Origin of the sequence: Filifactor villosus (assembly GCF_042652965.1) — a bacterium.
Classification (GTDB): Bacteria; Bacillota; Clostridia; order Peptostreptococcales; family Filifactoraceae; genus Filifactor; species Filifactor villosus.
Genome location: NZ_JBHSHL010000005.1, coordinates 34575 through 51370 on the forward strand (window position 1 = coordinate 34575; position 16796 = coordinate 51370).

The 16796-nt window shown below is 43.8% G+C and carries 2 protein-coding genes; both read left to right on the plus strand.

Going from position 1 to position 16796, the window contains the following annotated elements; all coding sequences use genetic code 11:
* Positions 1-1111 precede the first annotated feature (1111 nt).
* Entirely contained in the window at positions 1112-8266 is a 7155-nt protein-coding gene (locus ACFO4R_RS01740; RefSeq protein ID WP_379787256.1) for an S-layer homology domain-containing protein, read from the plus strand.
* Between the two features lie 267 nt (positions 8267-8533).
* Positions 8534-16780 carry an S-layer homology domain-containing protein gene (locus ACFO4R_RS01745; protein WP_379787257.1) on the plus strand — a complete coding sequence of 2749 codons (8247 nt, stop codon included), beginning with the start codon at positions 8534-8536 and terminating at the stop codon, positions 16778-16780.
* Positions 16781-16796: the final 16 nt, after the last annotated feature.

Consider the following 16796-nt stretch of genomic DNA (forward strand, 5'->3'; position numbering starts at 1 on the left):
TGAAAAGCGTCAAAAAATATGAAAAGAATTCGGCAGAGAAGACGAATAATAGACCGACGAATAGGGATGAAGAGGTTTTTCAAAAAGGCAAACAGGGAAGAAGAAACAAAAAGCGACAGAGGAAGATCACAAAAATGTACATGTAAGGATTTTTTTACAAGGTGAGGTTTAAGCGATGGATAAGGGGGGTAATATAATTGACCGTTGGAAAAAATTTCGGCATTCATATCATTTCTTTAGGTGGAATTTTTATCGAAAACCGCTATTATCGCCGTACACCGCTCTCAAAAAGAGCAAACTGAAAGGACATGGGATTGAAACAAAAACAACACATTTTTCACATAAAAAATAATTGTATAGAATCTGTTTAAATGAGTGGAAAATAAGGAATAAATTTAAAATAGAGAGAAAAAAACGGTATCCGTTCCTATGGGAAAAGGAAGAATTTTCAACAAACAAAAGCAATACTTAATTTTTTAACGGCGATGATCAAAATCGCAGATGATCACGATATGGTTCACTTCGGCGGGTTTATGAAAGTTTACAATTTTGTTACGAAAGGCGGAAAGCCTTTGGAATTTGTAGACACGAACCGTGGATAGTGATACTATATAGACGGGGGATTTTACATGAGTTTAGGTATTTTTACACTTCAAGTGTAAAAATACAGACAGGAAAAAGACAAAAAACTTTTCTATTTTCGATGTGATGGAGTTAAGAAAGGAGGGGAAGCAAAAGAGTCAAAACGAAGGATATCCCGAAACTGCAATTATAGGCAAAATCAATCAAACAGGGAATATCGTTCGGGTTTTAAACTATGACATCACTTGACAGTTCCGAACCTTTCTTATTTTTCGCATGGTATTTCAGCCAAATTATCGACAGGGTTTTCATTTTTGCAAGCCGGAGGGCGTGATTTCGCTCAGGAATATTTTTGCGTACAAAAGCTCTGCTTATCGGAATAGAAAGGGGCATGAGTTTGAAAAATGAAGTTTTTTGAGAGGGGTATGTCATCCGGTTATAACATCCGAGTCAACAGACCTTCAGAATCAAACTGTTTTGCGAAAAGCGCTTATGTAAACTCTACTAAAATTATAAAGGAGGAAAAAATTTGTTTAGCAAACAGAAAAAATGGTTTAGCTGGTTGTTGGTAGTTACCATGTTGATTACCATCTTCCCGGTTCATAACCTTGTCTTTGCTGCACCGGGACAAAATCAAAGTCTTAACGATGCCATGGCGACAGTGGCCAACAAAACCGGTATTCTTGCTCCGTTACAAGGCAAAGATATTGTCGGAGAAGTACATCTTCAAGACATCAGACAAGAATTTGCTAATGCTACGGCGCTCAATCTTTCGGACAACTTTATTACAAAGTTGGAAGAAGATGCTGTCCCTGCCTTTACTAACATAAGAAAGGATGGGAACTTGCTGACGGCAGATCAGCGTAAGATCAGTTGGTCGGGTACGATCGAAAGGCTAAAATACAATCCTCAGGAAATCGATGTGGCAGCTGCCTACTCCGATATGATGGTGGCAGGTAAGCCGGGAGTTACCTTGAGAACCTTGATCGACAAGGGACTTATCGAGGAGTTGTCTGTAGGTTTTGCAACCCCGGGTGCTCCGGCAGCTACAATTTATCCGGAAACGAACTTGGGAGATGCGAAGGTGTTACCTGCAACGATCGGTGCTCTAGCAGCCGGTACGCATACCCTCAATCTTATTGTAAAGTATAAAGGACTTCCCAACGAACCGGAAATTTTCAGAAAAACAGTTGAGGTAAAAGGATTGCAAAGACTGGAAATCGAAAATCTTTCGGATGGAGACACAGTTCAACCGAATACGGATGTTACGGTGTTGGTGTCTAAAAAAGGTGCCAATGGAGAAGATGTTCCGTTTGATGCAGCCAACTTGACTGAGTTGACTGTAACTGCAGATCCAAGCATGGGTTATACCCAAGTCGGTGCTACTACACTTCAAGGAGATAAGGCGCAAGTTACATTTAAATTCTCACAAGAATTTACAAGCAAGCCTTTGACCTTTGCTTTGGCGGCACATGGAGTGAGTTTGGTCAGAAACATTTCATCTCAGGCAGTTAGATTGGAATCTATTACATTGATAGATAAACAATCTGGTGCTGACGTTCCGGTAGCAACTGTAACAGTCAATAACACAACTCCCGAGAAGACACAGAATGTATTTGTCTTCGGAGGAACCAATGTTTCTTCTTTTGACAGCAACATATTGCCTCAAAGAGAGACCGGTCTTTTGGAAGGAAAATATTATATCAAGGTAAAAGAGGCCGGAAAACCGGAAGCAGACTTGCTGGATCCCAGTTGGTTGGAAGTAGAACAACCTGCAGGGGGGAAGGTCGCTTATGAGCTTAAAAAGGATGCGGACGGAAAGGTTTATCTCTCTGTATCTGCTCAGTTTGAAGCTCAGGGTGGAAATGATGATATGCTGACAGTAAAACCGAAAGCATTTGGACCCATTCTTTCAAATTTAAAAGTTAAACTCTTCCCGGTAGTAAGCCAAAAGGCCCCGGAAGCCTACTATATTTATGAAATCGAAGATGTAGGAGTGGACGAGAATGAGATCCAGGCTCTTGCAGACGAAGACGTAACTATGGTAGCGGGTCAAAACTATGGTGAAACAGTAACTTCTAAGGCTAAGGTCTACAGAGTGCCCTTAAGCCATACGCAACAGGACGGAAAGACTGAATTTGCGGTTAAAGAAGGCAAAAAGAAACTCTACTATCCTGTAGCAGCTTATAACGTTATACAAAACGGACAAGCAAAAGAAGTAAGAAAGATGGTACCCATTCCCGTAAAGAAAACTTGGTACCAAAAAGAAAAGATACTGAACAATGCGTTCACAGGAAATCCCTATCCGTTTGAAGCGGTGCCTCCTTATCCGGGAGTTCCTTTTGTAGGAGTAAGAGCTGCATCTTCGGGATTGATCATAGAAGCGAAGCCCAAGGCGAATGCGACTGTAGGGGATATCGGTAATGTGTCCTTGGCTATGCACCACTTTAACAACAACGGACTTTGGTTTGAAGTGAAGTGGGAACCCAAGGTAGTACAAAACTATGTGCTTATTGGAACCGACCATCAGCTAACAACAGCAAAGCCGCTTTCAGAATACAATATGGAAGATCCTGCAGATAAACAAGCGGTTATCGACGAAGTCAAGCGTGCTACCGGCGATATGACCTATACAGGTTTTGATGAGAAGGCAACGGTTAAAGTGCCCATTGGAACCGATAAAACCTTTAAGGTATTGGCGATCTACGACAATGGAAGCATTGAAGAGGTTGGTAACACAAACGCATTGAATCCCGAAATTCCAAACATCGTTGAAGCGACGGGTAATCCGAAGGACGACGATGATGTGAGGGTCGAGGGAAGTAATGGGGTTACTTTGAAACTTATTGGAACTCCAAAAGGCGGAAAGAAAGACGGTCCTTCCGGAAAACCGACTGATGCTAAAGTAGGAAACTATGGAATGTTAAGTCTAGACATGAAGGAAATTGCAAAAGTAGCACTTTCTCTTTCTCATATTACGGGAGTGGATACCTTTGCTTATGACAACCTTCGTCTTACGGCAAACGATGACCTGACTTCGGGAGAGATCAAGGGAACATGGAAGGAAGGAAACAGTGCACAGATCTTCCAAGGGGATGGTAGCGGACAGGTAGCACTACAGACAAAATTCTACCTTGTTCCTGTGTTTACCAACATCGACTTAAATGAAGTCAAATTGAATGAATTACAAGCAGGAACTCAGAATGAAGACCTGGTCAAAAAGTTTGCCTTCGAAAAGGACTATTGGAAGTATGAGATTAATCCGACTGCACCTGTAGGAACACCGAAGGGCATCAGTATCAGTGCTACAACGGGACAGTCCGATTTCAAAATCACAACTGCCGGAGAACCTGACCAGATGAACAATACGGGCACTTCATCCGAGATTGAGTGGACACTTGGTAACACTGCAGGACCTACTCCGGACCTCTACAAAAACCATGAGGTAAAACTTCCTTTAACCCATAAAGAAACCACCCAGGTTGACATTCTGGAGCCAATCTATGACAGAATCGGAGCTTTTGCGGAAACCGATGGCGGAAAGAAAGATGAGGACTTCGATGAGGCTACAACCACCTTGAAGATGGCATTGGAGGAGACCAAGCATATTCGTATCAAGCTTACAAACTCGAATTTTGGCTCTCTTGCTCCAATAGGAGATATCATTAGACCTGAGTTGTTTACAAATGGAGTTTACTTCTTCGGTTCGGATGAACCTGATCCGGCAGATCCGACGGCGATGAAGTATCCAATTTCGAGCTATCAACCACCGCAACCTAAGCCGGAAGACAATGCACCCGGCAGAACCTTCTCAGACCTCTATATGTTGTACCTGGTTTCCGGTCAAAAAGCTGGTTTGACACCGGTAGCCTATGTAAATCATGCAGATGTATATGGAGGGCAGGAAGCAGGAAGAGAAGCGGCTCTTCAAGCCGAACAACAAAAAATCGTACCGAAAGTATATCAGAAGAAAAACGGCGTATATGAACTGGTAGATCCTGTAACTGCTAAATTGAAGATTACCGCAGGACAGGTTCCCGGAGTATATGATATTAAGGCGGAGGGAAGAGGAGAATTTAGAATCGTCTTCTTCGCAAATCATGAAGGAACAGAAAGTCCGCTTCTTAACATAGGAGAGGATTATCTGCCGGGCAAAAACTTGTATCATATTGATGTGAACATCACCCAAGCTCCTATCAAGAAAGTATACTACTATATTCCTGAGGTAGAAGGAATATCGCTGCAAAGTGAAAATGACAAAGAAAAAGTTCATATCAATGCTCTTTCCGTAAGCGAAAACCAGAAGATCTTCAAGGTATACCCGGTTGCTGCCGATGCGACCTTCGAAGCTTCATTGCCTACAGGAACAACAATGCCTCGAAATCTTGAGGAACTCAAGAGATATGCGACAAGCAAGGGCAAAACTTTGGAAGATTTGCTCGGAGATCCCGAAAGCGGACTCTCCTATATGAAGGAAGCAGACTTTGATCTTCAAACTCTTGCAAGCAGATGGATGGAGCAAGACTTTAAAAATGTTGTGGTTTCTCAAGCGGATACGGAAGCGGATGGAAGATTCTTTATCAAGCTCTTTGTACAAAAAGCAGACCTTACTGATGGACAGACCAATGCAGGGTTTGACTTTGTAGCAACTGACTTCGACAAAGATCCGAATGATCCTGCCGCTCCCGCTCCGACATTGCTTAAACCGACAGGAAAGTTCCTGCCAGCAGTGCAAGCTATTACTATAGAGCGTATCGACATTATTCAGGAACTTCAGGATTGGATCCACGATATCAACCCCACTCCTCTTAGAAATCCGACCGTGATCCAAAGAGGAGACAGTATGCCCTTTGGAGTCACCTATATTATGGCTAGAGGGGTTGAGAGAAATCTCACAAGAGGCGAGATTCTGGGAACGGAACCTACGAAACTTGTTATCACAGGTGATGCTGCTAACCCGGAGCCTATGGATGACGTAACCATAACCAAGAGTGAGGCTATGAGCGGACAGCCTGCGATTGTGAAATTCGCACCTTCCAAGGTAGGAACCTATAAGTTCTATTTGTCTGCCACCAATGAAAAGGGGCAACCTGTTCCTGCGATCGGACAGACGAGGGTAGTAGAATTTAAGGTAGAGCCCTTTATTAAAGGCGAGTATGACCTCTACTACGGACAGTCTCTTCCGATCGAAGTGGATGCAGGTGATGACAGCGATAACTTGTCCTTTGTTCCCAGAACAGCCGGAGTATTGGATGCAAATATCCTGGCAAGCAGAAAACTTACCATGGATATGGGATGGGCAGGAGTTCAAGTTCCAAATAGCGAAGCCGATCCAACGGATGTCTATGTAGATGTTATGTTGAACGGAACTAAAGTTGGAGAGTTCTTAGTTCACGTTCATCCTAGAGCACTTGATCCAAATATGGGACACCAATTGTTGCCGGTAAGCTCTAATGCAAATCCGTATCTTGTAAACAATGGAGACAATGTCACGCTTCGTGTAAGAAGATTCTTTACAGACGGAACCTTCGATATGGTAGATATTCAAAGTGTAGAGTTTATCAGCGGATACAACACTGACCTGACAGAAACCTTAGACAATGAAGCACAGTCCTTTGTTGCTATCAACTCGGCAACTCCGGCCAACTTATCGATAAGACCGGTTACCGGAAAAGACGATACCAAGGATTGGTATGCAGAGTATAAGGTAAAAACTGTAGACGGATGGGAAGGAATCTTCTATATTCAGAAGAATAATGACCCTGTAAACAGACCGATTCCTGCTTACAAGTTCTATCGACTGGAACCGAATGGTAACGTAACCCCTGTAATTTCAGATATCAATATCTTTGAACAACAGATGACACCGGAAACGCTGTTTGTTATAGATGAGAGTGATCCGAGCGATCTTCAACTGGTATCCGATTATATCTTGGGCGTTATTCCTCCGGGAATGGTAGCACATCAGAGATTCGGAGATATGACAACTTCGTCCTCGATCACCATATCGGATCTTCAAGCAAATCCGAACGGATATGCTCGTCTCAAATTCAGCCCGCTTCGTGCTGGTAATGTAAGCTTTAAGGCGAAAGATACATTGGATATGACAGAAGCGGTTGCAAACTATATCATCCGTCAGGGACAGCCTTTGAGTGTAAGGATCCTTGGACCTTTGAACCGAAGTGTCAATGAAGGAGATACTTTGAACATCCTTGCAGAAGTATTGGGTGGAGTCAATCCTATTCTTCAGTGGGAAGAAAGTATGGATGGAACAACCTGGACTCCAATAGCAGGACAAAACGCACCGAGATTGACGATCCCGAATGTAGATATGTCGATGGATCAAAAAATGTATCGTCTTAAAGTAATGGATGCTTTTGAACAGAAAATAACCGAAACGGTTGTTGTTGACGTAATCGGACAAAATGTTCCGCAGACGATAGAGGGAAGAATCATTCCGGCGGAACATCGTAAACAAGTTGGAGAAAGTGCAACATTTACACTGCAATTGACCGGAGTACCTTCCGGAGCGGTCATTAACTATCAGTGGAGAGTTCGTACTTCTAACGGATGGGTAACACCGGGTGTAACCACGGATACCTTTACGATTCCCTCTGTAACGGCAGAGATGCATAACAATCAATATGCTTGTATTGTTACGGTCAACGGAATTCCTGTGGATGGAATCAACAGGGGAGTACTCATTGTAGTAGATGCAAACGGAAATCCGATCCAAAATACTCATAGAGTAACTTTCTCGGCAGGAGCTCATGGAAGCTTACAAGGTCACGGAGCATCCTATTCGTTAACCGTCGTTGAAGGTCAATCTATCTTGGCTACCGATGTACCTGTTGTACTACCTCATAGTGGATATCAGTTCACCGGCTGGGTGCCTGCAAATCCCGCAGGAACTGTAGTAACAGGACCTATGACCTTTGTTGCTCAATACGGTTCGACTCCGAGTGGCGGAGGTGGACCCGGCGGCGGAGGCGGTCCTGCACCGACACCGCAACCACAACCGATACCGCAGCCTCAACCGACACCACAGCCTCAACCTGAACGTCCTAAAACTCCTGTTCTTCAATTGAACAAGAACTTCAAAGGGGCTTATATTGCCGGATATCCGGACGGAACGGTAAGACCGTCTTCTCAGATTACAAGAGCGGAAGTATCTGCGATCTTTGCAAGAATCATGTTGGAGCAAATGATAGATGGAAAAGCCTATCCTTCTCAATTCAAGGATGTAGCAGGTGGCAAGTGGTATAGTGACTATATCGGATTCCTTCAAGATTTCAGTGTTCTTTCGGGATATCCGGACGGAAGCTTTAAACCGAATAATAAGATCACAAGAGCGGAATTTGCCGTTATCGTATCCAAGTTCTTTGAACTTAAGACCACAAACAACAAGTTTGCGGATGTTAAAGAAAACCATTGGGCGAAGAAATATATTGATGCTGCTGTAGCCAATGCTTTGATGGGCGGATATCCGGACGGAACCTTCAAACCGGATCAACCTATTACCAGAGCGGAAGTTGTAACTGTTATCAATAAAGCGCTTGAGCGTACACCGAACAAGGCGGACATCGATGCAAATTCGGCGAATGCAAAACGTTTCAAAGATTTGAAACCTGCTCACTGGGCTTATTATGATATGATTGAGGCATCTACGGACCATACGAAATAGATCCTCAAAAATAAATTTAATTTTTCAATAAGTTACTTGACAGCTTAAGTACAGACTTTAAGAGATATGGGGGCTTTGTTTACAAACAGAGAACAAAGTTCCCCGTATCTATTACTTCTCTGCCTGTTCTTATCTCGAGACGATCTGAATTTATTCCGTTTTTTATGCACCGACAAAAAAGAAGATGAGTAACAATAAGGGAAGATAATATGATTTTCAAATCAATACTTCTTATCAAATAAGAAGAAATTATGAAAGGAGGATTTAATGAACCTCAAAAAAGTAAAAAACACAGTGACTTCGTCGCTGGGCAAGAGAATTCTTGCAGGGGTCTTAAGTACCTTAATGGTATTTGGGGGCAATATTCCAGCTTCTTATGCAGCAAGTCCTTTTGATGGAACAGACTTGAATATCGTAGTTGTTGCGGGAAAAGAGCATAGACCGATTATCCAAATGTTTAATAAGAAGAATAACAATGGTAAATATCAGTATGGTGAGAGTAACGGTTTTCAAATGGTTACAGGTCAGGCAATTGAAAAGGACCAAAACAATAGACCGAAACCACCAGTAGATCCTGCGACTGAGCCTGGGTTTAGTGACTTGACACAGGAAGAGCAAGCCGAGAAAATAGAACTCTATCAAGAGGCACTTGCAAAATATCCGGGAGAGGTTGCCGATTACTTTAGGGATCGTAACAGCTGGAAGCAGCCAGGGATTGATTTCGGAGGAACGACCTTTACACAGGGTAAATTAAAAGATTTTACTGTTGCAGCGGGTCTTACAACAGCAGCTTCTCAGACGGCATTGGATCTTTTTGCCGCTCCTCCCACAGTACAAAACGGTGCCAACGGTTCGGGTTATATTACTCTTAAAGGAAAGGCGAAAGCCAATCCTGCCCTTGATTTGGAAGTAATCTTTGAGGTCATCGATCGTCAGGATGCGGCTGCCGATGATCCCACAAACTTTACTACCCTAAAGGACAGGGCAAACTATATTGTTAAGGTAACCAACCCTCTTCCTGATTCATTGCAAGGAAAGGATCAGTTTACACAAGCAGACTTGACAGCATTAAATGATTTGAAGGCAGAAGTCTTCGGTCTTTCTTGGAACGTGGATACCTATATTATGACTGTTGACTCTGCACCTTTCTTTGGAAAAGGGATTAACCAGTTCTCAACAGCAAATGTAACGATTGGATTTCCTACAAATATTACAAACAACTTGAGTAATGACCAAAAGAAAGCGTTGTTTGGTGTAGATGATAGCGGAAACGGAAAAGATCCGCATAACGACAATATTCCGGAATACCTTTATGCATCTAACTATACTCAAGGACAAAATCCTGCGGATTTGCGTGTAGCGATTATCTATCCTCAGGCTAATGCGTCCAAAACCATTAAAAATATTACCAATAAGGGAAAACCGGCTCTTAATTCTTCGGGAAAACCCTTTATCGGAACAGCCGGTGACGAAGATGCAAAGTATTGGGAGGTACCGAACTACTTCGGAATGGGAGCCTATGATCCGATTCACAGTACTTCAAATGTAATGCACTACTTCTGGCATGCTGATACTAACCAGGGTAGTGGAGATAGTGGTCATATTGTAAGATACGACCCCAAGGTTGTTCTGCCGGGTGAGACCCTCTACTTTGGTGTCACCTACGGTAATGCCAGTGTGGATACCAAGAATCCCAACGGTCCCTACCTTTTAAAGAACAACCCGGATACCGACGTTACCGTATCCAACAACGAATATGGAACCTTTGGTCTCGACCTTCGTTACGGAAATACGGGAGCGGCCGTTTACAATGCGGAAGTAGTAATGTATCTGCCGAAGGAATATATCGTGGCGGATCCTTCTATGGAAACCTCGGATATCACTTCGGAAAAGTGGATCAAATCAGACACTACTGTTGTTAAGAATGTAAACAATAAAGATGTTGAGTGCTATGTATGGAGAAGAAAAGTAGGCACTTTAAATCCTGGTGAAAGTTCGATTACCAAGCCGGTTGTCCTTAGAGGATATCCTCAGAGGGGCAATCGTAATGACGGACAACGACAATTCCCTGATGGCAACGGAGTTATTCCTGCCTATGCCTTTGAACTGGAATATGCAACAGTTGAAGGAGGTCCTCTTAAAGTTCCTGTTAAGGGAGAGCCTGAATACACCTATACCCATAAGGATGTAGGAATTCGTCTGCCCTACCTTGCTCCGGTGAACCTTAGAGGAACCATCTGGAGAGACCTTGACGGTAACGGCCAGTTGATTCCAAAAGAAGGACTTTTGAATGTAGTTGCAAAAATTGAAAATGAGCCGAATAAGCCGCTCACTCAAAAGACGGAAGTCGGAGGAGTGTTCAAGTTTGTTAACGGCTATGCTTCGGATACCAATCCGGAATATACCGTCTCGTTTAATTTGGATCCTCCAAATGATGCGAGAATGGAGAAGTATATCTGGACCTTTGATAAGGACTACACCTTTGAGAAGTCCAAGGCATCTCTGAAGGAGCAGTATGCGGATAATGATAAACCTCTGGTCGATTCTATGGTGGAAGACGGTCACTACTATGCCGGAAATCCGGAAGATAAGATCAACGGTCTTAATATTATTAAGACAAGACCTCATGCACCAAGTATCTTTGAGAAGTTTGAACCGGGTGAAGACGCCCTAGGTAATGTGACTTTCACTTTTAAGTTGGATCCGGCACAGTATGACGGAAGTCTAATCGACTTTAGAGTCAAGGAAGTGTTGGCAGGAAAGGTTAACATTTATCCCTACTTGGATCAAAATAATGATCACCAATATCAACCGACGGATAGCTATATTAAGAAGGGACTGTACAAACTGACGGGACCTTCCGCAAACAAACAGGGAGAGGCGACCAATGAAGATGACAAGCATAAGATTAAACTCCCTGCGTTTGATAACTACAAGTTGGCCTATAGTGCACCTTACGGTTTTAGAACGATCGACGGTTTAAGGATTAAGGACGTTAATATCCAAAATCTGGAGTCCCTATTCCAAAAACCGAACGGAACCGATGTTCCCATCGAGTTGATTGCCAAAGATATCCGTTTTGCTGACTCTGTAGGTAATGACGCGGAATACCCCAATATGGTCAAAGAGCCTAAGGGAACTCTTCAGGCAAATGGAGAACTGGTAGTAAAATTGGATTCTCAGGCAGCCCCTGTGGAGCACACTTTGTTGTTCAATGCATGGAACGGAGCGGATTCACAACAAAAACCGCTGCTGATCGATCCTGCGACTTTGGATAGAGCAGGTCAGTTTAACTGGGAATTGACATCGGATACCGGTATCCTTGAATCCGGTCATGATCAAGGAAAATTGTCCAGTGACGGTAAGATCACTCTCAAGGCGGATGCTTCGGGAGAAGCTAAGATTAAGGTCAGCTGGAAAGATAATCCGAATATCTTCGATATCGTAACCGTTAAGGTCAAAAAACCTCAACCTCCAATCGAACAACCCGGAGAGCAGATTTTAGACTTTGTCGTTGAACCTGATGTATCAGTTGCAGTTGGAAGAAAGAGTCCTCTTCTTACGCTTAAGGCAAAAGTTAGAACGGTTGATGGTAGAGAAGAACTAAGAGAGGTTCATCCCGATCAATTGGAGGAATTCACCTCTGCGGGAGCAAATGAGTTTGAGATCCTACCTCCTCAAGGAGATAGTAAGAAATTCCAAGTAAAAGGCTTGGGAGCCGGCGGACCGTATAACTACCATATCAAATATGGTAACCAAGACTATACACCGACCGGAACTGTTAAGGTAACACCTCATAACTTTACACCACAAAGTCACCGTCTGGAACTGACACCGGAGATTGTACGTGTAAAAGTAAGCGAGACTCTTGATGTTGCTTACAAGTTAGCTTCTCTAGTCGATCCTCAATACGACCAAGCAAATGCAGAGACCTTATTGACCCAATCCGACTTCTTAGAGCCTAAAGCTGAGTTTGAAGGTGGAGTGAAGACAAGGATCAAAGGTCTTATAGTAGGAACAACGACACTCAAGCTTGCAGTAGGAAACATTACCAAGGATGTAACTGTTATCGTCTACGATGACAATACACCTCCTCCTGCAGATGGAAAGATCGGATTTGAAGAGATCGCACCTAAGAAAAACGGTCTTTTGAAACCGAATGAAGAAGCGAAATACAAACTTTTCCTCGACACCAACGGCGATGGAATCAAACAGCCGAATGAAGAGTATTTGAAAAACAGCGATCAGGTAGATTTAAGTCCTCAAGGGGCTCATGTAACTGTAGCACCTGCACCGGGTTCGCCTAATTCTCCTTTGGTTGCCGTTGTAACCGGAGTTACTCCGGGAGCGGATGCTCTTAAGGCTAAGGTCAACCTTCCTTCCGGTAGGGTCTACGAGGGTGAAGAACCTCTAACCGTTGTTCCGGATGCTTCAGCCTTGAATGAATTGAAGCTTGAACCTGAGCAAATTATTATTAAACAAGGTGAAACAAATGAACAAATAATTGTCAAAGCCGATTATCAGCCACCTACAGGTGAAGTGGAACTGGATAGAAACCTGTATAACCTGAACTTTGCGCCGAACGGAATCGCAAGCGAATACGGAGACAAGACCGGTAAGAATATCCGAATCAAGGGAGATAACGTTGGTATCACGGATGTAAAAGCGACCTTTGAAGGCAAAGAAGTAGCCGGAAAAGTCATTGTTATTCCGGCTGATACCAAGCTTGTGATCAAAGATGAACCTATTTGGGTGAAGAAAAATGAAAATAAAACACCTGAAATCGAGTTTGTAAGCAACGGTCAACCTCTGCCTCAAGAGTTACAGGATGTATTGAAGCCCCTTGTAAGGCTAGAGTCTGAAGATCCAAGTGTTGCGGCTGCAACTCCTACCAAGGAGCTGAATGGAGCGGAAATCGGAAGAACAAAAATTACTGCGAGCCTACCGAATTTCCCTGGTATCAAAGATACGAAAGATGTCTTTGTATACGATGACGGAGCTTTAAAGATTCCTGATACCGAACTTGTAACCAACCAGATCAAATCTGTTCCGGTACAGCTGGTAAATGGCACTCAAATCACTCCGGTCCCTGCAAAATATGTAAGATTGAAAGTGGTTGATCCTACCATTGCAGATCTTGATATCAATTCAGTCAATACAATGATTCCTCCGACTGCCGAAGGAAGAGTGGTAAGAGGAGATCTTGCAAAGGTAAAAGGAATCTCTACAGTAGGTACTCGTGATACCAAACTTATCGCGACTATTCCTTCCGAAAATCTAACTGCTGAAGGGAATATAAGGGTTCTTGCAGGATATACCTTTGAAGGACCTCTTACAGTACAACCGAACCGTGTAGATCTGTGGAATGAGGACGACAAGGTAGAACTTGTTGTAAAAGACAAGAACGGCCGTGAAGTACCTCCGGATCTTTTGACAGGCTTGGTACCTGTAGATCCTACAAAGAACGAGGTTCTTGTGGAAGACGGAAGAATCTTTGTTAAGAAGAAACCGGGAACGACTACGGAACCCAACAGCTTGACAATAGGTTTGACCGGAGATGCGAATCCCCCGGCAAGCGTAACTATTGTCAACCACGATGCAAATACCCAAGGACAAGAGCATATTTTGGAAGTTCCTGATTTTGCAATGGCTGTATCAGAAACCAAAGATCTGAGATTTGATCAGATTATGGTAAGACCCAAGACAGGTGGAGCAGCCAAGCCTCTGAGAGACTATATTACGGACAGAACAAATGTCTTTGTTCAACCGAACAACCAGCTTTTGAATGGTAAGGTTTCTATTGCGGATCCGGATACTACAACTCCAAACGCAGCTGATATTGTAAAAGTATTTACGGGAGTTGTACCGGGAGCATCCTCCTACAAGGTTACAGTTACACTTCCCGGAACAGGAGAGATCCTATCTGCGGAAGGAAAACTTGCAATTCATAAGGATATGCAAAGAACTAAGAAACTTGTAGTAGTGAAATCCGTATTCAATCCGTCTACAGGCCTTATGGATGCAGTGCCTTTGCAACCGGGAGAAGAAGTACCGGTTAATACACCGCTTAGTGTTCAACTGCACTTGACGGATCCTTATGATCCGAGTGATGTTCAGGTCGTATCCGGAGCGGCTCTGCCATACTTTGTAGATGATTTGAAACCGGCTGTGGGATCTAACTTCAAGATCAGCACGGTGGGAGAGCTTATCCAAAAAGTACCGACAAACGGAGCAGATATTCAAGTAACAGGAACTTTGGTAGATCCTCATGGACCTGCTTTGGAAGATTCTCAACCGTTTAAACTTTCAGGAGTACAACCGATCGCACCGAAACCGGGACCGATCAAGGTTGAACCGAAACAACTCCTGATCCCCGTAAACGGAACAGGAACCATTACAGGTATCACCTATGCGGACGGAACACCTGTACCTGCAAATAAGATCAGTATCAGACCTGCGAATCCGGCGATTGCGGACAACGGAGCTACTCCGAATACCATCGACGGAAAGACGCCGGGAGATACGGAAGTCTATGTAGTGGTAGAAGGATATCCGCCGGTAAAAGTACCTGTAAAAGTATATGATGAAACCAATGCAAATGTCGGAGTAAATCCGGATCCGAATGATCCGAACATCGGAGCAAATCCGAATGATCCGAACTATCCGGGAGGCTTCCCTGTACCGAATGAGATCGTAATGGTACCGGTCAGAGGAGAAGTACCCTTTGTTTTGGATATCAACGGTGTACCTGTATCTGCCGATGAGTTTGATGTAGTAGTGAACTCCGGCGGTATGACGACACACAGTGCTATCGACATGAGCACAGGTAAGATTTCAGGTATCACAGCGGGTACGGATACAGCGGAATTTACGTTGAAATCGAATCCGAATATCAAGAAAGTTCTAAAAATCGTTGTATTTGATCCGAATGTAGCTACCGTACCTTCGATTCGAATCACGGATAAACCGATTGTATTCAGACAAAATGGAGACTCCAATGTTATGATTAACGCGGTCGTTGATTTGAACGGAGCACCGAATGCTACCGTAATGTGGATCGTTGAGGATGTCGGAGTTGCCTCATTTGCAGGTACGAATTCATTGACAGAACCATCGTCTTCGAATCCGGCTCACAGCGTATCCTTGAATTGGGAGACCACTGCTCCCAGAACAACCAAACTGACAGCCATTGTTTTGGAAAGTGGAAAACTTGATACAACGATTCTGTCAGGAAAAGAAATTGAAGTGGATTATATCGACTATATCGCACCGAAGCCTTTGGAAGCGGAAAAAGACGTTCCGAAGTCCTTGGATGCTATGGGACCGTTTAATATCAAGATGTATGATAACAACGGAAACGAATATCCTCTGTCGATCGCTGACTTTGATGTAGTAGGTGCGGACGGACCGATCACCTTGAGCGGACCTGATAACAGAATTATCACCGCTACAGGCGTAGGACCGAAAACATTGAAACTTCGTCATAAGACAAGCGGAAAAGAAATTGAAGTACCGGTAAGTATTCCGGAAGATGCTACTGCAAACCAAGCAGTCATCACCTTTGATCCCAATGGAGGAACCTTAACAGGTCCTGCAACTCAAATGGTAGAAAAAGGAAGACCTGCTAACTTGCCGACACCGACAAGACCGGGATATACCTTTGACGGATGGTACGATGCAAGCGGACGTAGATATGACAGCTCTACACCGATTACAGCTGATGTTGCCCTAACTGCACGTTGGACTCAATCCGGCGGCGGAAGTTCAGGTGGCGGCGGCGGAGGCGGCGGTGGAGGTGGCGGAGGCCAACCTTCTGCACCGAAACCGGCTCCTACACCTACTCCTACACCTGCTCCGGTACCCACTCCTACACCGGGTCCGAGTGGAGATGACAAGGGTTATATCGAGTTGAACAAAAATGCGAAGTTTGCTTATATCACAGGATATCCCGACAAGACCGTGAAAGCGGGAGCTCCGATTACCAGAGCTGAGGTATCCGCAATCTTTGCAAGATTGATGAAGAGTGCGATCCTTATGGATGAAAACTATCGTTCTCAATTTGGCGATGTAAGATCGGGCGTATGGTACACGAACTACATCGGATACCTGGAAGGATTCAACATCTTAACAGGATACCCCGATGGAAGTTTCCGACCGAACAACCATATTACAAGAGCTGAGTTTGCAGTAATCATCTCCAAGTTTGCACAGTTGAAGACAGATACACCTTCCAAGTTCAAAGATGTCAACGATTCTCACTGGGCTAAGAAATACGTGGATAACGCGGTAGCTCAAGGATGGATGGGCGGATATCCGGATGGAAGCTTCAAGCCGAACCAGCCGATCACAAGAGCGGAAGTTGTTACTGTAGTAAACAAAATGATTGAAAGATCTCCACAAAAAGACTCCTTGTCCAAGTCAGACAGATACAAAGACTTGAAACAAGATTACTGGGCTTATGCGGACGTACTTGAAGCAAGTACCGACCATACCGTAGGATCGAACCACAAGTAAGATTCGAGTATCTTTT